The following is a 17,991-nucleotide window of genomic DNA, read 5'->3' on the forward strand; positions in this document are numbered from 1 at the left end:
GAAGTTGTTCGCACGCCAGGACGGAAAGTGGTATAGGACCTACCCGCCCCGCCTATGCCGTACGCATGAGCGACAACTCCCCGTGACCAGCGGGGAGTCGCTTCAGGCCGTCAGACGTCGCCGCCGGTCTTACGGGTGTGGAGCTGCCGCGCCACCTCCGCGATCGACCCCGAAAGACTCGGATAGACGGTGAACGCGTTCGCGATCTGTTCGACCGTCAGATTGTTGTCGACGGCGATCGAGATCGGATGGATCAGCTCCGAGGCGCGCGGGGAGACCACGACACCGCCCACCACGATTCCCGTGCCGGGCCGGCAGAAAAGCTTCACGAAGCCGTCCCGGATGCCCTGCATCTTGGCGCGCGGATTGCGCAGCAGCGGCAGCTTCACCACCCGGGCGTCGATCTTCCCGGCGTCCACGTCCGCCTGGGTGTACCCCACGGTGGCGATCTCGGGATCGGTGAACACGTTCGACGACACGGTCTTCAGGTTCAGCGGAGCCACGGCATCGCCCAGGAAGTGGTACATGGCGATACGCCCCTGCATGGCCGCGACCGAGGCGAGAGCGAACACGCCGGTCACGTCACCGGCGGCGTAGACACCGGGAGCGGTCGTCCTGGAGACCTTGTCGGTCCAGATGTGCCCGGACTCCCGCACCCGGACCCCGGCCTCCTCCAGCCCCAGTCCGGCGCTGTTGGGAATGGCGCCGACGGCCATCAGACAGTGCGACCCGGTGATGACCCGCCCGTCGGCGAGCGTGACCTCCACCCGGTCGCCGACCCGCTTGGCGGCGGCGGCCCGCGAGCGCGCCATGACGTTCATGCCACGGCGCCGGAAGACGTCCTCGAGAACCGCGGCGGCGTCCGGGTCCTCGCCCGGCAGCACCCGGTCACGCGAGGACACGAGCGTGACCCGGGACCCCAGCGCCTGATAGGCACCGGCGAACTCGGCGCCCGTCACACCCGATCCGACCACGATGAGCTCCTCGGGCAGCTCGGTGAGGTCGTAGACCTGGGTCCAGTTCAGGATGCGCTCACCGTCGGGCTGGGCGTCGGGCACCTCACGAGGGTGACCGCCGGTGGCGATGAGCACCGCGTCCGCGGTGAGGGTCTCCTCGGTCCCGTCGGCGGCCGAGACGACGACCTTCCGGGACCCGTCGAGGGCCTGCATGCCCTCCAGTCGCCCGCGCCCGCGCATGACGCGCGCCCCCGCACGGGTCACGGAGGCGGTGATGTCGTGCGACTGCGCCAGCGCGAGCCGCTTCACACGCCGGTTGACCTTCCCCAGGTCGACACCCACCACCCGGGCGGCCTGCTCCAGGGGCGGAGTGTCATCGGCGACGATGATCCCCAGCTCTTCATACGAAGAATCGAAGGTGGTCATCACCTCGGCCGTGGCGATGAGAGTCTTCGACGGCACGCAGTCGGTCAGCACCGACGCCCCGCCCAGACCGTCGCAGTCGACGACGGTCACCTCCGCGCCGAGCTGAGCGGCCACCAGCGCCGCTTCGTATCCGCCGGGTCCGCCACCGATGATCACGATCCGAGTCACGTACCCCATTGTCCCGCACTCGCCAAGGTGCCACTGCCCGGGGCCGCGGCAATGGGTTGGCAAGGGGCACCTGATACGCGTGAGCCCCCTGTTCGCCCTGCCGTACTCTCTCCCCATGTCGCTCTACGCCGCGTACGCCGGCAACCTCGACGCGCGGCTGATGACCCGCCGCGCCCCGCACTCGCCGATGCGCGCCACGGGCTGGCTGAACGGCTGGCGGCTGACCTTCGGGGGCGAGCACATGGGCTGGGAGGGAGCGCTGGCGACCCTCGCGGAGGACCCCACCTCCCAGGTGTTCGTCGCCCTCTACGACATCGCGCCACCGGACGAGGAGTCGATGGACCGCTGGGAGGGCGTGGGGCTCGGCATCTACCGCCGCGCCCGGGTCCGGGTCCACACCCTGGAGGGCGAGGAGCAGGCCTGGCTCTACGTCCTCAACGGCTACGAGGGCGGCCTGCCCTCGGCGCGCTACCTGGGCGAGATCGCGGACGCGGCGGAATCGGCGGGCGCCCCCCACGACTACGTGATGGAACTGCGCAAACGCCCCTGCTGAACACAGCGGCCTCACAGCCACCACCCTCCCCACAAGCCGCCCACCTTCGTTGGAAACGACAAGACAACGATCGCCAACCCGTCAGCTCTGTCATCTACGCGCGTAGGCAGGAACCGGCTACCCTCGACCGCGTGAACGCATCTCTTCTTCCGGACGACGTCCAGGGCGACCCCCACGCCGCCGCCGACGCCGCCGCCACGCGCCTGCGCGAACTGACCGGCGCCGAGACCCACGACGTCGCCCTCGTGATGGGCTCCGGCTGGGCACCGGCCGTGGACGCCCTCGGCGCTCCCGACGCCGAGTTCCAGGTCACCGAGCTCCCCGGCTTCCCGCCCCCGGCGGTCGAGGGCCACGGCGGCAAGATCCGCTCGTACACCATCGGCGACAAGCGCGCCCTGGTCTTCCTGGGCCGCACGCACTACTACGAGGGCCGCGGAGTGGCCGCCGTCGCACACGGCGTCCGCACCGCCGTGGCAGCCGGCAGCAAGACGATCGTCCTGACCAACGGCTGCGGCGGCCTGCGCGAGGGCATGCGCCCCGGCCAGCCCGTCCTGATCAGCGACCACATCAACCTCACCGCCACCTCGCCCATCATCGGCGCGAACTTCGTCGACCTCACCGACCTCTACTCCCCCCGCCTGCGCGCCCTGTGCAAGGACATCGACCCCACTCTGGAAGAGGGCGTCTACGCGCAGTTCCCCGGCCCGCACTACGAGACGCCGGCCGAGATCCGCATGGCCCGCGTCATCGGCGCCGACCTGGTGGGTATGTCGACGGTCCTGGAGGCGATCGCGGCACGCGAGGCGGGCGCCGAGGTCCTGGGCATCTCCCTGGTGACCAACCTCGCCGCCGGCATGACGGGCGAACCCCTCAACCACGAGGAGGTCCTCCAGGCCGGCCGGGACAGCGCCACGCGCATGGGTTCCCTGCTCGCCCAGGTCCTGGGACGGCTCTGAGCCAGCCGCGAACGGCGAGAAGGGGCCGGGGCGGGGGGTGTCCGCCCGCAGCGACGGGCGTCGACGAACAGCACAGAAAATACCGGCACCGCCCGTCCGAGGACGGACACCCCCCGTCCCGGCCCCGCCCCACAACCGAACCGCAGGCGCGACAGGCACCCCCACCACCCGCAGCTGCGCCGCAGGCACCCGACCACAACGAGAGGCTGACCGACCGTGCACGACGACCTCATCGCCCGGGCTCAGACCTGGCTCGCCGAGGACCCGGACCCGGACACCCGCGACGAGCTCGCGAAGCTCATCGAGGCCGGCGACCTGACAGAACTCGCCGACCGCTTCAGCGGCACCCTCCAGTTCGGCACGGCCGGCCTGCGCGGTGAGATCGGTGCCGGCCCCAACCGCATGAACCGCTCGGTCGTCATCCGCGCCGCCGCGGGCCTGGCCGCCTACCTCAAGGCCGGCGGCCACACCGACGGCCTGGTCGTCATCGGCTACGACGCCCGCCACAAGTCGGCCGACTTCGCCCGGGACACCGCGGCCGTCATGACCGGCGCGGGCCTCAGGGCGGCCGTCCTGCCCCGCCCGCTCCCCACCCCCGTCCTCGCGTTCGCCATACGGCACCTCGGCGCGGTCGCCGGCGTGGAGGTCACGGCCAGCCACAACCCGCCCCGCGACAACGGCTACAAGGTCTACCTCGGCGACGGCTCCCAGATCGTGCCCCCCGCGGACGCGGAGATCGCGGCACAGATCGAGTCGATCACCTCCCTCCACGACGTCCCCCGCCCCGAGACCGGCTGGCAGACCCTGGACGACGCGGTCCTGGACGCCTACCTCGCCCGCACGGACGAGGTCCTGGCACCCACGTCCCCCCGCACCGCCCGCACGGTCTACACGGCCATGCACGGCGTGGGCAGGGACACCCTCCTGGCGGCCTTCGCCCGGGCGGGCTTCCCGGAGCCGGTCCTGGTCGCCGAGCAGGCCGACCCCGACCCGGACTTCCCCACGGTCGCCTTCCCCAACCCGGAAGAGCCCGGCGCGATGGACCTGGCCTTCGCCAGGGCCCGCGAGACGGACCCCGATCTGATCATCGCCAACGACCCCGACGCGGACCGGTGCGCGGTCGCCGTGAAGCAGGGCGCCGACTGGCGCATGCTCCGGGGCGACGAGGTCGGCGCCCTCCTGGCCGCCCACCTGGTGGCCCGCGGAGCGCAGGGCACGTTCGCGGAGTCGATCGTCTCGTCGTCCCTCCTCGGCCGCATCGCCGAGACGGCCAACCTCCCCTACGAGGAGACCCTCACCGGCTTCAAGTGGATCGCCCGCGTCGACGGCCTGCGCTACGGCTACGAGGAGGCCCTCGGCTACTGCGTGGACCCCGAGGGCGTCCGCGACAAGGACGGCATCACGGCGGCCCTCCTGATCACCGAGCTCGCCTCGACGCTCAAGGAGGAGAACCGCACCCTCCTCGACCTCCTGGACGACCTGGCGGTGGAGCACGGCCTGCACGCCACCGACCAGCTGGCGGTCCGCGTCCAGGATCTCTCGGTCATCGCCCGCGCGATGGAGCGGCTCCGCGAGAACCCGCCCACCAGCCTGGCGGGCCTGCCGGTGACGAAGGCGGAGGACCTCACGCAGGGCACCGACAAGCTGCCCCCCACCGACGGCCTGCGGTACACGCTGGAGGGCGCCCGCGTCATCGTCCGCCCGAGCGGCACGGAGCCGAAGCTCAAGTGCTACCTGGAGGTGGTCGTCCCCGTGAAAACCCCGAAGGACCTGCCCTCCGCACACGCGAGGGCGAACGAAGTCCTCGAGTCCCTCAAGCAGGACCTGTCGACGGCGGCGGGCATCTGAGAAAACGGGCGCCCGAAAGGGCGCCCGTTCCCGAACCGAAAACCCAGCTCAGCCGGTAGCCACCAGAATCGCCAACAGAACCGCCCCGGCCAACGCCGGCCCGGCGACCTCGTACGCCCAGCGCACGGTCACCTCACCCTGCGCGGACTCCTTCTCGCCGCGTTCACCGAGCGTCTCGCGCAGGTCGTCCATGACCCGGTCGGCCGGGGCGCGGGTGGCCCCGTCCGGAACGCCACCGCCGAAGCCCCCGGCACCGAGCCGGCCCACCCCACCGAGTCCGCCGCGGCGACCGACTCCGCTCGCCCCAGCGGCCCGGTCGGCAGCGTTCCGGGCCTCCTGCCGGGCCGCCCTCTTGCGGGCGCGCAGCGAGACGGGGACGGCCCACAGCTGGTACTTGGTGCCGCTCTTGTCGACGACCTCGTTGGAGTATCCGGACCTGAGGGCGGCGACCTCGCCCCACGGCAGCACGATCAGCCGGAACGGGTTGCGGATGCGCAGCCGTTCGTCGTTGACCTGGACGGCGGGGCGGATGGTGAAGGCGACGATCAGCGGGATGACGAGGATCATCGCGGCCAGCGCCAGCCAGGGCGTGCGTCCGTGGCCGGCGACGATCGCGTCGATGCCGAGCCAGAGGGTGATGGCGAGCAGGAGGACGCCTCCGGCGATGCCTGCGGAGGAGCGATGGACACGGTCCGTGGCCGTGGCCGGCGTCGAGGGCTCGGGGGTCGTCATGGGGGCGATTCTGCCTCAGGTCGGAAAGCGAGACCGCTCCGCACCCACCTCCCACAAAGCGAGCCCCTCCACGCGCCCGCAAAGCGAACCCCCACCACGCACCGAAAGAGCCGCCCCCGCGGAGCAACCTCTCGGGGTGTACAGCCGCTACGCGCGTAGATATGCTCGTCTGGTGACCATGCCCACCACTGCACCCAACGCAGCTCACGCACTCGCCGACGTCACCGCGTCCGACGGCACGCTGCGCCGCTTCCTCCACGGGCTGCCCGGCGTCGACGCGGTCGGTCTGGAGGCGCGCGCCGCCTCTCTCGGCACCCGTTCCATCAAGACGACCGCGAAGGCGTACGCCATCGACCTCGCCATCTCGATGGTCGACCTGACGACGCTGGAAGGCGCGGACACCCCGGGCAAGGTCCGGGCGCTCGGCGCCAAGGCGGTCCACCCGGACCCGACCGACCGGACGACTCCGTCGACCGCGGCCGTCTGCGTCTATCCCGACATGGTGGCCACCGCGAAGGCGGCCGTCGCCGGTTCCTCCGTGAAGGTCGCCTCGGTGGCCACCGCGTTCCCGGCGGGCCGCGCGGCGCTCACCGTGAAGCTGGCGGACGTGCGCGAGGCGATCGCCGCGGGTGCCGACGAGGTCGACATGGTCATCGACCGCGGGGCGTTCCTCGCCGGGCACTACATGAAGGTGTACGACGAGATCGTCGCCGTGCGGGAGGTCTGCGGGACGGAGGCCCGGCTCAAGGTCATCTTCGAGACCGGCGAGCTGTCGACGTACGACAACATCCGCCGCGCCAGCTGGCTCGGCATGCTGGCCGGTGCCGACTTCATCAAGACATCCACCGGCAAGGTCGCCGTGAACGCCACCCCCGCCAACACCCTGCTGATGCTGGAGGCCGTGCGCGACTTCCGTGCCCAGACCGGCATCCAGGTCGGTGTGAAGCCGGCCGGCGGCATTCGCACCTCCAAGGACGCCATCAAGTTCCTCGTCCTGGTCAACGAGACCGTCGGCGAGGACTGGCTGGACAACCACTGGTTCCGCTTCGGCGCCTCCTCGCTCCTGAACGATCTGCTGATGCAGCGTCAGAAGCTGGCCACCGGCCGCTACTCCGGCCCCGACTACGTGACGGTGGACTGATCACCATGGCATCGGCATTCGAATACGCACCCGCACCCGAGTCCCGCTCGGTCGTCGACATCGCGCCCTCCTACGGCCTGTTCATCGACGGCGAGTTCACCGAGGCGGCCGACGGCAAGGTCTTCAAGACCGTCAGTCCCGCCACCGAGGAGGTCCTCTCCGAGGTCGCCCAGGCGGGCGAGGCGGACGTCGACCGTGCCGTCGCGGCCGCCCGCAAGGCCTTCGAGAAGTGGTCGGCGCTGCCGGGCTCAGAGCGCGCCAAGTACCTGTTCCGCATCGCGCGGATCATCCAGGAGCGCTCGCGTGAGCTCGCGGTCCTGGAGACCCTGGACAACGGCAAGCCGATCAAGGAGACCCGCGACGCCGACCTCCCCCTGGTCGCGGCGCACTTCTTCTACTACGCGGGCTGGGCGGACAAGCTGGAGCACGCCGGTTTCGGCCCGAACCCGAAGCCGCTGGGCGTCGCGGGCCAGGTCATCCCCTGGAACTTCCCGTTGCTCATGCTGGCCTGGAAGATCGCCCCGGCGCTCGCGACCGGCAACACGGTCGTCCTCAAGCCCGCCGAGACGACGCCTCTGTCCGCGCTCTTCTTCGCGGACGTCTGCCGCCAGGCGGGCCTGCCCAAGGGCGTCGTCAACATCCTTCCGGGGTACGGCGACACGGGCGCCGTGCTCGTCGCGCACCCGGACGTGAACAAGGTCGCCTTCACCGGCTCCACGGCCGTGGGCAAGGAGATCGCGCGGACGGTCGCGGGCAGCCGCAAGAAGCTCACCCTCGAACTGGGCGGCAAGGGCGCCAACATCGTCTTCGACGACGCCCCGATCGACCAGGCCGTCGAGGGCATCGTCAACGGCATCTTCTTCAACCAGGGCCAGGTGTGCTGCGCGGGCTCCCGCCTGCTGGTGCAGGAGTCGATCCATGACGAACTCCTCGACTCCCTCAAGCGCCGCCTGTCCACGCTCCGTCTCGGCGACCCGCTGGACAAGAACACGGACATCGGCGCGATCAACTCCGAGGAGCAGCTGGCCCGTATCACGCGGCTCGTCGAGCAGGGCGAGGCGGAGGGCGCCGAGCGCTGGTCGCCGGCCTGCGAGATCCCGTCCGCCGGCTACTGGTTCGCCCCGACGCTGTTCACGAACGTCACCCAGGCGCACACCGTGGCCCGCGACGAGATCTTCGGCCCGGTGCTGTCGGTCCTCACCTTCCGCACGCCTGACGAGGCGGTCGCCAAGGCGAACAACACGCCGTACGGCCTGTCGGCGGGCATCTGGACCGAGAAGGGCTCCCGGATCCTCGCCGTGGCGAACAAGCTGCGCGCGGGCGTCGTCTGGTCCAACACGTTCAACAAGTTCGACCCGACCTCGCCGTTCGGCGGTTACAAGGAGTCGGGCTTCGGCCGCGAGGGCGGTCGCCACGGCCTGGAGGCGTACCTCGATGTCTGACCGTTTGAGTGTCCTCAAGACCTACAAGCTGTACGTCGGCGGGAAGTTCCCGCGTTCCGAGAGCGGCCGGGTGTACGAGGTGACGGACTCCAAGGGCAAGTGGCTGGCGAACGCGCCCCTTTCCTCCCGCAAGGACGCCCGTGACGCGGTGGTCGCGGCCCGCAAGGCCGTCGGTGCCTGGTCCGGCGCCACCGCCTACAACCGCGGCCAGGTCCTGTACCGCGTCGCCGAGATGCTGGAGGGCCGCCGGTCGCAGTTCGTGCACGAGGTCGCCGACGCGGAGGGCCTGTCGAAGTCCAAGGCCACCGAACAGGTGGACGCGGCCATCGACCGCTGGGTCTGGTACGCGGGCTGGACGGACAAGATCGCCCAGGTGGTCGGCGGCGGGAACCCGGTCGCGGGCCCGTTCTTCAACCTCTCCTCGCCCGAACCGACGGGTGTGGTGGCCGTCCTGGCCCCCCAGGAGTCGTCGTTCCTCGGCCTGGTCTCGGTGCTCGCCCCGGTGATCGCGACGGGCAACACGGCGGTCGTGGTGGCGTCCGAGAAGTCCCCGCTGCCCGCTCTGTCCCTCGCCGAGGTCCTGGCCACCTCGGACGTCCCCGGCGGCGTGGTCAACGTCCTGTCGGGCCGTACGGCGGAGATCGCCACCCCCCTGGCGTCCCACCAGGACGTCAACGCAATCGACCTCGCGGGCGCGGACGACGTGCTGGCGAAGGAGCTGGAGATCGCGGCGGCGAACAACCTCAAGCGCGTCCTGCGTCCACAGCCTGTGGACAACTGGTCGGACACCCCGGGCGTCGACCGCATGACGGCGTTCCTGGAGACGAAGACGGTGTGGCACCCGACGGGTTCACTGGGCGCGTCGGGTTCGTCCTACTGACCTCCCCCCCACAAGCCGAGAGCCGCGCCTCCCCTCCGTCCGGGGGAGGCGCGGCTCTCCGCCGTGCGGGCCTCAGTGGCCCAGCAGGCCGGTGGCCTGGCCGAGCACCGGGATGCTGCCGATCGACGAGGCCTGCGCGACGGGCCCGGTCAGCATCTGGGTGTTCAGGGCCTTGAAGTCGGCGAGCTGGGTGCCGACGCCGTTGTCGAGGGGGTCGACGCCGGTACCGGCGAGCGGGTTGGGCTTGAGGCCGGAGACCGGGCCGGTGACATAGCCGACGGTGCCGGTGAGGGCCTGGACCCCGGACTGCGGGTCGATCTTGCCGAGGCTGGTGGGCCGGGTGTGCAACACGTCCACGAGGGGCTCGGTGTCGGCGGCGGAGGCCGTCGCGGCACCCGCGCCGAGCGCCACACCCGCCGTCGCGAGGGCGACCAGGGCGCGTTGGACGGCTGGGGCGGGGGACGACGTGTGTCGTGACATTTGCTGGTGCCACCTTCTGCTGCGCGGGGTAATCGGGTCGACACGAAGGGTAGTTGAGGTGTGACGCGCGATCCAATGCCGACCCGCGGGGTCGGCAGGGCGTACGGAATGCGTCAAACTGGTGTCCCGTGAGCATCCATCTCCCCACCTCCGCCCGTGTCGTGCTGCTCTGCGGCCCCTCGGGCTCGGGCAAGTCCCTCGTCGCCGCCCGCTCGGGCCTCCCGGTGCTGCGCCTGGACGACTTCTACAAGGAGGGCGACGACCCGACGCTGCCGCTGGTGACGGGGAGCTCCGACATCGACTGGGACCACCCGGACTCCTGGGACAGGGAGGCGGCGGTGGCGGCGATAGCCGACCTGTGCCGCACGGGCCGTACGAAGATCCCCGTCTACGACCTCTCCCTCTCCGCGCGCACCGGCGAGGACGCCGTGGACATCGGGCGCACCCCGCTGTTCGTGGCGGAGGGCGTCTTCGCCGCCGAGATCATCGACCGGTGCCGGCAGGAGGGACTGCTCGCGGACGCGCTGTGCCTGAGCCGCGGCCCGGTGCGCACCTTCCGCCGCCGTTTCGTGCGGGACCTCAAAGAGGGCCGCAAGTCGGTCCCGTTCCTGCTGCGCCGCGGCTGGCGCCTGATGCGCCAGGAACGCACGATCGTCTCCCGCCAGACCACCTTGGGCGCCCACCCCTGCGACCGCGACGAGGCCCTGACCCGGCTGGCCACCGCGGCGGTGACCCACCACCCGTCCTCGACGCCGACGGCCTGAACAGGCACCTTCGCCGAACATCCGCGAAGGCGGCGACACACGGCGGCGCACACGCGAAAGCGGGACTGGACGGACCCCCCGGCCCTCCAGTCCCGCTCCCCCCGTTCCCCCGTGTCCTCCCCCGTGGGACTTCCCCCGTGACCCCCGTCGGTCCCCCGTGACCCCCGGTGTTACCGCTCCCCCGTCACCTGCTCCCCCCAGCCCTCAGGCGACCAGCTCCCCGAAGGCGTCCTCCTCGTCACGGCCGAAGCTGAGGACCTCGTCCTCGCGCAGCCGGCGGAGCGACCGCCAGATGCTCGACTTCACCGTGCCGACACTGATGTCGAGGATCTCCGCGATCTCCGGGTCGGTGCGGCCCTCGTAGTAGCGCAGGACCAGCATCGTGCGCTGGAGTTCGGGCAGCCGGGCGAGCGCCTGCCACAGGACGGCGCGCAGTTCGGTGCCGCGCATCGCGTCCGTGTCGCCGGGCGTCTCCGGCAGCTCCTCGGTCGGGTACTCGTTCAGCTTGCGGCGGCGCCACGCGCTGATGTGCAGGTTCGTCATGGTGCGGCGGAGGTAGCCCCCGACCGCGGCCTTGTCGCTGATCCGGTCCCAGGCCTTGTACGTCGAGAACAGCGCGCTCTGCAGCAGGTCCTCGGCCTCGAAGCGGTCACCGGTCAGGTGGTAGGCGGTGGCGTACAGGGAGGCGCGGCGCTCCTGGACGTAGGCGGTGAACTCCGCCTCCGACAGCGAACGACGCTCCCCCGAGCCCTCCCCGTACGCGCTTCCCCCGTGCGTTTCCCCCGTGAAACCGTCAACCACCGTCATGTAGGCGGTGTGCTGACGCCCGGCGCCGCGAGCGCACCCCCGCCCGCTCACGGCGCCGGACTTCTCGGAACCCCGGCCCCCGGCCACGTCGTGCAGGCGCGTGACCACTGCGCTGGTGCTCATGCCGTGCAGCGTGTTCATCTCGCGCCCCCCGTCGTGGACTTCCGGTGTTCTGCTTGCTCAGGCGGTGCTTCCTTGCCTGTGCCGAAAAGCTTGCCCTCGCACCTTCATGGCCGTGTCCGCCGACTGTCACAGAGCTGTCACAGGGGTCGGTCGCAGGGAAGACACGGCAAGGTCACAGAGAGAAGCGGTAGGCGCATGCATCGGTCCAGGTGTCGTACCGGACCCCCTCCATGGGCCAGAATGAGCCCCGTGCCTTCCCTGTTGCTGATCGAGGACGACGACGCCATCCGAACGGCCCTGGAGCTCTCACTGACGCGCCAGGGTCACCGCGTGGCCACGGCTGCCACCGGCGAGGACGGCCTGAAGCTGCTGCGCGAGCAGCGGCCGGACCTGATCGTGCTGGACGTCATGCTGCCCGGCATCGACGGTTTCGAGGTGTGCCGTCGCATCCGGCGCACCGACCAGCTGCCGATCATTCTGCTGACCGCGCGCAGCGATGACATCGATGTGGTGGTGGGCCTGGAGTCCGGCGCCGACGACTATGTCGTCAAACCGGTCCAGGGCCGGGTGCTGGACGCCCGGATCCGGGCCGTGCTGCGGCGCGGCGAGCGGGAGGCGAGCGACTCGGCGACGTTCGGCAGCCTCGTGATCGACCGTGCCGCGATGACGGTCACGAAGAACGGCGAGGACCTGCAGCTGACCCCGACCGAGCTCAGGCTGCTGCTGGAGCTGAGCCGGCGGCCGGGACAGGCGCTGTCCCGGCAGCAGTTGCTGCGCCTGGTCTGGGAGCACGACTACCTCGGTGACTCGCGGCTGGTGGACGCCTGTGTCCAGCGGCTGCGCGCCAAGGTCGAGGACGTACCGTCGTCCCCGACGCTGATCCGTACCGTGCGCGGCGTGGGCTACCGGCTGGACACGCCTCAGTGACCGAAGCGCAAGGGGGGGTTCGCGGCTGGGCCGCGACTCGCAAGGGTCATCTGTCACGGCTGCGGTTCACCAGTCTGCGGCTGCGTCTGGTCGTCGTGTTCGGGCTGGTCGCGCTGACCGCGGCCGTGTCCGCTTCGGGAATCGCCTACTGGCTCAACCGCGAGGCCGTGCTCACGCGTACCCAGGACGCCGTGCTCGGCGACTTCAAGCAGGCGATGCAGAACCGGGCGGGCACCCTGCCCCCGCACACCACGCAGGACGAACTGCAGCGCACGGCAAGCCAGATGGCGAACAGCAGCCAGCGCTTCAGCGTGCTGCTCGTCGCCCGGGACGCCGACGGCAAGACGGTGTACGGCAGTTCGGGCGCCCTGGACGGCTTCTCGCTGCGGGACGTGCCCGCGTCCCTGCGGGCGGCCGTGAACAAGCGGCAGAAGGTCGACTCCGGCAACAAGTACGCGTACCACCTGTACTGGCAGCGCGTCACCGACCACGGCACGCCGTATCTGGTGGCCGGCACGAAGGTGATCGACGGCGGGGTGACCGGGTACATGCTGAAGTCGCTGGAGCCGGAGGCCAAGGACCTCAACTCGCTGGCCTGGTCGCTGGGCATCGCCACCGGCCTGGCCCTGGTCGGCTCGGCGCTGCTCGCGCAGGCCGCCGCGTCGACGGTGCTCAAGCCCGTGCAGCGGCTGGGGGTCGCCGCGCGCCGGCTCGGCGAGGGCAGGCTGGACACCCGGCTGCGGGTGTCGGGGACCGACGAACTGGCCGATCTGTCACGGACGTTCAACGACGCGGCCGAGGCGCTGGAGAAACGGGTCGACGACATGGCCGCGCGGGACGATGCGTCCCGGCGGTTCGTCGCCGACATGAGCCATGAACTCCGTACCCCGCTCACCGCGATCACCGCCGTGACGGAGATCCTGGAGGAGGAGCTGGAGGCGGAGTCCGGGTCGATCGACCCGATGATCGAGCCCGCCGTACGGCTCGTCGTCAGCGAGACCCGGCGGCTCAACGACCTGGTCGAGAACCTGATGGAGGTCACCCGCTTCGACGCGGGCACGGCGAAGCTGGTCCTGGACGACGTCGACGTCGCCGACCAGATCACCGCCTGCATCGACGCCCGCGCCTGGCTGGACGCCGTCGAGCTGGACGCCGAGCGCGGCATCCACGCCCGTCTGGACCCGCGCCGCCTGGACGTGATCCTCGCCAACCTGATCGGCAACGCGCTCAAGCACGGCGGCTCGCCGGTGCGGGTCTCGGTGCGGGCCTCGGACGCGCAGGGCGGGAAGGGCGCGGAGGTCGTGATCGCCGTGCGCGACCACGGGCCCGGCATCCCCGAGGACGTCCTCCCGCACGTCTTCGACCGCTTCTTCAAGGCGAGCGCCTCCCGCCCGCGCTCCGACGGCAGCGGACTGGGCCTCTCCATCGCCATGGAGAACGCCCACATCCACGGCGGCGAGATCACCGCCGCCAACTCGCCCGAGGGCGGGGCGGTGTTCACGCTGCGCCTGCCGCGGGACGTGTCGGCGCTCACGGAGGACGCCGACGGCGAGGCCGAGAAGAGGGACGCGTGATGGACGTACGGGGACGCCGGTCGTGGCCGTGGCGTCGACCTGCCGTGCGGGGTCGCCGGTCGAAGGCGTGGCTCCTGCCGGCGCTGCCCGTCCTCGCCGGGCTGCTCGCCGGCTGCGGCATCCGCTCCACCCAGGTCCCGACGGACTTCGGCGCGGCACCCTCGCAGGTCACCTGTTCCCTGGCCCAGCCGGACGTCTCGGCGCAGGCCTCGCGCGGCCTGCCCGTGCAGGTGTTCCTGCTGTGCGGCTCGTCGCTGGTGGCCGTCGACCGGACGGTGCGCGTGCCGGACGGTACGGCGGACTCGCAGCGGCGCGTCCTGGTCGCGCAGGGGCTGCTCGACCAGCTGGCGGCGACGCCGTCGGCCGTCGAGAAGGAGGCCGGCTACACGACGGGCGTGCGCGGCGGCATGACGGTCGGCGGCCCGCGCGCCGGCGACCCCGACGACGCGCTGCGGCTGAGCACCGCGCCGAGTGATCTGACCTCCTACGCCCTCGCCCAGGTCGTGTGCACGTTCTCCGACTCGGCGGCGGCCGAGGGCGACGGTTCGGTGATCCTCGGCGGGCCCGGGCGCGGGCCGCTGCGCCGCTACGAGTGCACGGACGAGGTGCGCTCCCGGCCGGGCAGCGAGCAGCCGCCGTCGAGTCGGGTCACGGGCGGCTGAACCGCCCCTGAACCCCGGGTGTGGCACAGGCCTCACAGCGGTACGTCGGGGCAACACGGAACCGATCCCGCCGGGGGGCGCGTCTTGGGCAGCGTGCAGCGTCAAGGCTCCATCGGCGGCAGCGCCGCGATCCGCATCCGTGTGACAGGGGGTGTCCTCCTCGTCGCACACCTCGCGTTCGTCGCCTGGCTCACGCTGCGCCCGCTGGACGTGCCCTGGGTGACGCCGCCGAACGTGCGCCCGTTCGCCGGCATCCGGGCCGATCTGCTGCTGGGCTGGGAGGTGGCGGCCCGCCGGATCGCCGAGGGTCTCGCCCTGCTCGCCCCGCTGGGCGTGCTGCTTCCGGCGGCGCACGGCAGGCTGCACTCCTCGCCGCTCGGCTCCCTGGTCCGCACGACCGCGGCCGCCGCCCTGGTCTCGCTCGGCATCCTGCTGCTGCAGACGGGCGTCCCGGGCCGGGTCCCGGACGTCGACTCCCTGCTCCTCAACACGGTGGGGGTGGCCCTGGCCCACCTCGCCGTCGTCCCGGCCGTCCGCGTCCGGCTGCGCCGCAGGTCGGAGCGGGAGGACCGGACGGCCGTCCACCAGGAGGAGGCGGCTCAGGGTCGGACCCCGACGTTTCCCAGGGTCGGGATCGCACCGTAGAGCGATGCTTCGCCCCCTTCGTCCCCGTAGCGTGGAAGGCAGATGAGGAAGCCGCCAAGGGCCTCCTCGACCGACGCTCGCGAAGGAGCCGCAGATGTCCGCCCTCGTCCGCCCCACCAACGGCCGCATGATCGGCGGAGTGTGCGCCGGTCTGGCTCGGCGCTTCGGCACCTCCGCGACCACGATGCGGGTGATCTTCCTGGTGTCGTGCCTGCTGCCGGGCCCTCAGTTCCTGCTCTACATAGCCCTGTGGATCCTGTTGCCCTCGGAGGACAAGGCGGCCCGCGCCGCCTGGTGACACCTTTCGCGCGTACGCCGATGGGGCGCACCCCGTGTCCAGGGGGTGCGCCCCATCGGCGCGTCGAGGGGTCAGCCCAGCGGGAGGCCGTTCACCGGCAGTCCGTGGGTGGGCAGGCCCTGGGCCACCGGGAGGCCGCCGAGCAGACCGGCGACGGGCCCCGTCGGGCCGTGGGCGAGCATCTGCGCCGCGACCGGCTGCACGGCGGCCAGTCCGGCGTCGACCGCGTCCTTGCTGTGGGCCGCCGTGTCACCGGCACCCGGCACCGCGTGGGAGAGGTTCTCCGCCGGGAGCGTCTTGGTGACGTTGTCCAGCGCCCCGGTGGCGTTCGGGAGCCCCGGGGCCGCGGTCGCGGCACCCGCGCCCACGGCGGCGAAGGCGGCACCCAGGGCGGCGACACCGAGGGTCTTGACAGCAGACTGCTTCATTGAATGCGTCCTCGAAATGGGGTTACGGGGATGTGAGCGGTCCCCGAACGTAAACACGCGGACGCTGCCGCCGCAAACATCGAAATGCGGACGGATTGTGAATACCCGTCCGCATTCCGCGCCCCCCGATATCGCCGGTTCAGTCCTCCGTGTCAGCAGAAGCGCTGGTGGAGGCGGTCTGCTGGAACAGCCATTCGGACTTCAGCTCCGCATATCCCGGCTTGACGACGTCATTGATCATGGCCAGTCGTTCATCGAAAGGAATGAACGCTGATTTCATCGCATTGACGGAGAACCACTGCATGTCGTCGAGCGTGTAACCGAATGCGTCGACAAGATGCTCGAATTCCCGGCTCATGCTGGTGCCGGACATCAGCCGGTTGTCGGTGTTCACCGTGGCGCGGAAGTGCAGCCGGCGCAGCAGCCCGATCGGGTGCTCGGCGTACGAGGAGGCGGCGCCGGTCTGCAGGTTGGAGCTGGGGCACAGCTCCAGCGGGATGCGCTTGTCCCGGACGTAGGAGGCGAGCCGCCCGAGCTTGACCGAGCCGTCGGCCTGCACCTGGATGTCGTCGATGATGCGCACCCCGTGCCCGAGCCGGTCGGCGCCGCACCACTGCAGGGCCTGCCAGATGGAGGGCAGCCCGAAGGCTTCGCCGGCGTGGATGGTGAAGTGGTTGTTCTCGCGCTTGAGGTACTCGAAGGCGTCGAGGTGCCGGGTGGGCGGGTAGCCGGCCTCGGCGCCCGCGATGTCGAAGCCCACGACTCCCAGGTCGCGGTAGCGGTTGGCGAGTTCGGCGATCTCCAGCGCGCGGGCGGCGTGCCGCATGGCGGTGAGCAGGGCGCCGACGCGGATGCGGTGGCCGTTCTGACGGGCGATCCGCTCGCCCTCCCGGAAGCCCTCGTTGACGGCCTCGACGACCTCTTCGAGGCTCAGTCCGCCCTCGAGGTGCTGTTCGGGCGCGTAGCGCACCTCCGCGTAGACGACGCCGTCCTCGGCGAGGTCCTCGGCGCACTCGCGCGCGACCCGGACGAGGGCGTCGCGGGTCTGCATGACGCCGACGGTGTGGGAGAAGGTCTCCAGGTATCGCTCCAGCGAACCGGAGTCGGCCGCCTCGCGGAACCAGAGGCCGAGCTTGCCGGGGTCGGTCTCGGGGAGGCGTGAGTAGCCCGTGCTGTGGGCGAGTTCGACGATCGTCCCCGGACGGAGGCCGCCGTCGAGGTGGTCGTGCAGCAGAACCTTCGGCGCCCGGCGGATCTGGTCCGGCGTCGGGGTGTTCGACATGGTCTGGCTCGTCATTTCCGCACTCTACCTCCTACGCGCGTAGACGGCGCGGTGTACATCTGCGTCGATACGTAACGGTGACCGCACCGACGGGTCATGTACACCCTCGCTTCTGACACTGTTCTGTCATGGCACACCAAGCGACGCCGGTACGACGGGCCCGGCTGGGGAGGGCGATCGGTCCGGAGCCGACGGCGGTGAGCGCAGTGGTGCTGCTGCTCCCCGGCGGCGACGAGGAGTCCGACCGCAGACCGTCTCCCGTGCTGGCGGCCGCCTCCGTGCGGGCGTTGGGCCGCAGGCTGGCCCGGGCCGGCCGGGAGGACGGGCTGGCCACGCATGTCGTCCACTACCGCTACCGGGGCTGGAACGGCAGCGAGGCCCATCTGGCACGGGACGCGTCCTGGGGCGTGGACGAGGTCGTACGGCGGTACGGGGACGTTCCCGTGTGTCTCGTCGGCTTCGACATGGGCGGTCGGGCCGCGCTGCGCGCCGGCGGGCACGAGGCCGTCAACTCCGTGGTGGCGATCGCGCCTTGGCTGCCGGAGGAGGACGTGGCAGCGTCCCCTGAACCGGTGAAGCAGCTGGTGGGCCGACGGGTGCTGTTGGTGCACGGCACGAACGACGAACGGACCGATCCGGAGCTGTCGTTCCGGCTGGCGGCCCGGGCGAAGAAGGCGAACCGGGAGGTGTGCCGGTTCGAAGTGCACGCCGACGGCCACGGCTTGCACCAGTACCGGCGTGAAGTGCACGCCCTGACCGAGGACTTCGTGATGGGGGCGCTGTTCGGCAGAGGGCTGTCGCGGCCGGTCGAGGACGCGCTGGCGGCTCCGCCTCCCCTGGGCCTGCGGATGCCGCTGGCCGCGGGGTTCGGCAAGTCGCTGCGCCGGTGACCGGGCCCC

At 71.2% G+C, this 17,991-nt stretch carries 19 protein-coding genes; 13 read left to right on the forward strand and 6 right to left on the reverse strand.

What is annotated here, in order from left to right:
- Positions 1–110: 110 nt before the first annotated feature.
- Positions 111–1,559, reverse strand: a complete 1,449-nt coding sequence (locus ACIGDI_RS12055) for an NAD(P)H-quinone dehydrogenase (RefSeq protein ID WP_399894288.1) — start codon at positions 1,557–1,559, stop codon at positions 111–113.
- Positions 1,560–1,665: 106 nt separating this feature from the next.
- Here ACIGDI_RS12055 and ACIGDI_RS12060 point away from each other — a divergent pair, with 106 nt between their 5' ends.
- The 3 genes from ACIGDI_RS12060 to ACIGDI_RS12070 all read left to right on the forward strand — a co-directional run bounded on the left by ACIGDI_RS12060 (position 1,666) and on the right by ACIGDI_RS12070 (position 4,907).
- Positions 1,666–2,103 carry a gamma-glutamylcyclotransferase gene (locus ACIGDI_RS12060; protein ID WP_399894291.1) on the forward strand — a complete coding sequence of 146 codons (438 nt, stop codon included), beginning with the start codon at positions 1,666–1,668 and terminating at the stop codon, positions 2,101–2,103.
- Between the two features lie 131 nt (positions 2,104–2,234).
- On the forward strand, positions 2,235–3,059 hold the full coding sequence (locus ACIGDI_RS12065) for a purine-nucleoside phosphorylase (RefSeq protein ID WP_200702328.1): 825 nt from the start codon (positions 2,235–2,237) through the stop codon (positions 3,057–3,059).
- Between the two features lie 216 nt (positions 3,060–3,275).
- Positions 3,276–4,907, forward strand: coding sequence for a phospho-sugar mutase (locus ACIGDI_RS12070; RefSeq protein ID WP_399894296.1), 1,632 nt, complete (start codon positions 3,276–3,278; stop codon positions 4,905–4,907).
- 48 nt (positions 4,908–4,955) lie between these two features.
- Here ACIGDI_RS12070 and ACIGDI_RS12075 read toward each other — a convergent pair whose 3' ends face one another.
- Positions 4,956–5,639: a PH domain-containing protein gene (locus ACIGDI_RS12075; RefSeq protein WP_399894299.1), complete on the reverse strand. Its 684-nt coding sequence runs from the start codon at positions 5,637–5,639 to the stop codon at positions 4,956–4,958.
- A gap of 178 nt (positions 5,640–5,817) precedes the next feature.
- Here ACIGDI_RS12075 and deoC point away from each other — a divergent pair, with 178 nt between their 5' ends.
- The 3 genes from deoC to ACIGDI_RS12090 are packed head-to-tail and all read left to right on the forward strand — an operon-like array spanning position 5,818 to position 9,102.
- A complete protein-coding gene (deoC, locus tag ACIGDI_RS12080) occupies positions 5,818–6,780 on the forward strand; it encodes a deoxyribose-phosphate aldolase (protein ID WP_399895247.1) in 963 nt (320 codons plus the stop codon).
- A 5-nt stretch (positions 6,781–6,785) separates the two neighbouring features.
- Positions 6,786–8,222: an aldehyde dehydrogenase family protein gene (locus tag ACIGDI_RS12085; protein ID WP_399894302.1), complete on the forward strand. Its 1,437-nt coding sequence runs from the start codon at positions 6,786–6,788 to the stop codon at positions 8,220–8,222.
- A complete protein-coding gene (locus tag ACIGDI_RS12090) occupies positions 8,215–9,102 on the forward strand; it encodes an aldehyde dehydrogenase family protein (protein WP_399894305.1) in 888 nt (295 codons plus the stop codon). The genes ACIGDI_RS12085 and ACIGDI_RS12090 overlap by 8 nt, the downstream gene beginning before the upstream one ends.
- A 72-nt stretch (positions 9,103–9,174) precedes the next feature.
- Here the strand turns inward: ACIGDI_RS12090 and ACIGDI_RS12095 are convergent, their stop codons facing one another.
- The gene (locus tag ACIGDI_RS12095; RefSeq protein ID WP_399894308.1) at positions 9,175–9,582 is read right to left on the reverse strand and encodes a hypothetical protein; all 408 of its coding nucleotides are present in this window, start codon (positions 9,580–9,582) and stop codon (positions 9,175–9,177) included.
- Positions 9,583–9,710: 128 nt separating this feature from the next.
- Here ACIGDI_RS12095 and ACIGDI_RS12100 point away from each other — a divergent pair, with 128 nt between their 5' ends.
- Positions 9,711–10,346 (forward strand): uridine kinase, encoded by a 636-nt coding sequence (locus ACIGDI_RS12100; protein ID WP_399894311.1) that lies wholly within the window; start codon positions 9,711–9,713, stop codon positions 10,344–10,346.
- A 204-nt stretch (positions 10,347–10,550) separates the two neighbouring features.
- On the opposite strand, the gene ACIGDI_RS12105 is transcribed toward ACIGDI_RS12100, so the two are convergent.
- A complete protein-coding gene (locus ACIGDI_RS12105) occupies positions 10,551–11,294 on the reverse strand; it encodes a SigE family RNA polymerase sigma factor (protein WP_058923588.1) in 744 nt (247 codons plus the stop codon).
- A gap of 231 nt (positions 11,295–11,525) precedes the next feature.
- Here ACIGDI_RS12105 and afsQ1 point away from each other — a divergent pair, with 231 nt between their 5' ends.
- The 5 genes from afsQ1 (at position 11,526) to ACIGDI_RS12130 (ending at position 15,382) form a co-directional block, all read left to right on the forward strand.
- Positions 11,526–12,203 (forward strand): two-component system response regulator AfsQ1, encoded by a 678-nt coding sequence (gene afsQ1 / locus ACIGDI_RS12110; RefSeq protein ID WP_200703209.1) that lies wholly within the window; start codon positions 11,526–11,528, stop codon positions 12,201–12,203.
- The gene (locus ACIGDI_RS12115) at positions 12,200–13,777 is read left to right on the forward strand and encodes an ATP-binding protein (protein ID WP_399894315.1); all 1,578 of its coding nucleotides are present in this window, start codon (positions 12,200–12,202) and stop codon (positions 13,775–13,777) included. The genes afsQ1 and ACIGDI_RS12115 overlap by 4 nt, the downstream gene beginning before the upstream one ends.
- A gap of 44 nt (positions 13,778–13,821) precedes the next feature.
- Positions 13,822–14,439: a hypothetical protein gene (locus tag ACIGDI_RS12120; protein WP_272175369.1), complete on the forward strand. Its 618-nt coding sequence runs from the start codon at positions 13,822–13,824 to the stop codon at positions 14,437–14,439.
- Positions 14,440–14,532: 93 nt separating this feature from the next.
- Positions 14,533–15,084 carry a VanZ family protein gene (locus tag ACIGDI_RS12125; RefSeq protein ID WP_399895250.1) on the forward strand — a complete coding sequence of 184 codons (552 nt, stop codon included), beginning with the start codon at positions 14,533–14,535 and terminating at the stop codon, positions 15,082–15,084.
- A 94-nt stretch (positions 15,085–15,178) separates the two neighbouring features.
- Entirely contained in the window at positions 15,179–15,382 is a 204-nt protein-coding gene (locus ACIGDI_RS12130) for a PspC domain-containing protein (RefSeq protein WP_200703212.1), read from the forward strand.
- Positions 15,383–15,453: 71 nt separating this feature from the next.
- On the opposite strand, the gene ACIGDI_RS12135 is transcribed toward ACIGDI_RS12130, so the two are convergent.
- Both ACIGDI_RS12135 and ACIGDI_RS12140 read right to left on the reverse strand, forming a co-directional pair.
- Complete coding sequence (locus ACIGDI_RS12135; RefSeq protein ID WP_399894319.1) at positions 15,454–15,810, reverse strand: ATP-binding protein; 357 nt, start codon at positions 15,808–15,810, stop codon at positions 15,454–15,456.
- 139 nt (positions 15,811–15,949) lie between these two features.
- Positions 15,950–17,107, reverse strand: coding sequence for an adenosine deaminase (locus tag ACIGDI_RS12140; protein ID WP_399894322.1), 1,158 nt, complete (start codon positions 17,105–17,107; stop codon positions 15,950–15,952).
- A gap of 113 nt (positions 17,108–17,220) precedes the next feature.
- Between ACIGDI_RS12140 and ACIGDI_RS12145 the strand changes: the two genes are divergently transcribed.
- Complete coding sequence (locus tag ACIGDI_RS12145) at positions 17,221–17,982, forward strand: prolyl oligopeptidase family serine peptidase (RefSeq protein ID WP_399894325.1); 762 nt, start codon at positions 17,221–17,223, stop codon at positions 17,980–17,982.
- The last annotated feature ends 9 nt before the right edge of the window (positions 17,983–17,991 follow it).

Origin of the sequence: Streptomyces sp. NPDC085900 (assembly GCF_044540925.1) — a bacterium.
Classification (GTDB): domain Bacteria; phylum Actinomycetota; class Actinomycetes; order Streptomycetales; family Streptomycetaceae; genus Streptomyces; species Streptomyces gilvifuscus.

Coding starts and splice junctions, on each gene's coding strand:
- ACIGDI_RS12060 (WP_399894291.1), top strand. CDS start 1,666: ATGTCGCTCTACGCCGCGTACGCCGGCAACCTCGACGCGCGGCTGATG.
- ACIGDI_RS12140 (WP_399894322.1), bottom strand. CDS start 17,107: ATGACGAGCCAGACCATGTCGAACACCCCGACGCCGGACCAGATCCGC.
- ACIGDI_RS12085 (WP_399894302.1), top strand. CDS start 6,786: ATGGCATCGGCATTCGAATACGCACCCGCACCCGAGTCCCGCTCGGTC.
- ACIGDI_RS12075 (WP_399894299.1), bottom strand. CDS start 5,639: ATGACGACCCCCGAGCCCTCGACGCCGGCCACGGCCACGGACCGTGTC.
- ACIGDI_RS12145 (WP_399894325.1), top strand. CDS start 17,221: ATGGCACACCAAGCGACGCCGGTACGACGGGCCCGGCTGGGGAGGGCG.
- ACIGDI_RS12095 (WP_399894308.1), bottom strand. CDS start 9,582: ATGTCACGACACACGTCGTCCCCCGCCCCAGCCGTCCAACGCGCCCTG.
- ACIGDI_RS12055 (WP_399894288.1), bottom strand. CDS start 1,559: ATGGGGTACGTGACTCGGATCGTGATCATCGGTGGCGGACCCGGCGGA.
- deoC (WP_399895247.1), top strand. CDS start 5,818: ATGCCCACCACTGCACCCAACGCAGCTCACGCACTCGCCGACGTCACC.
- ACIGDI_RS12135 (WP_399894319.1), bottom strand. CDS start 15,810: ATGAAGCAGTCTGCTGTCAAGACCCTCGGTGTCGCCGCCCTGGGTGCC.
- ACIGDI_RS12130 (WP_200703212.1), top strand. CDS start 15,179: ATGTCCGCCCTCGTCCGCCCCACCAACGGCCGCATGATCGGCGGAGTG.
- ACIGDI_RS12090 (WP_399894305.1), top strand. CDS start 8,215: ATGTCTGACCGTTTGAGTGTCCTCAAGACCTACAAGCTGTACGTCGGC.
- ACIGDI_RS12105 (WP_058923588.1), bottom strand. CDS start 11,294: ATGAACACGCTGCACGGCATGAGCACCAGCGCAGTGGTCACGCGCCTG.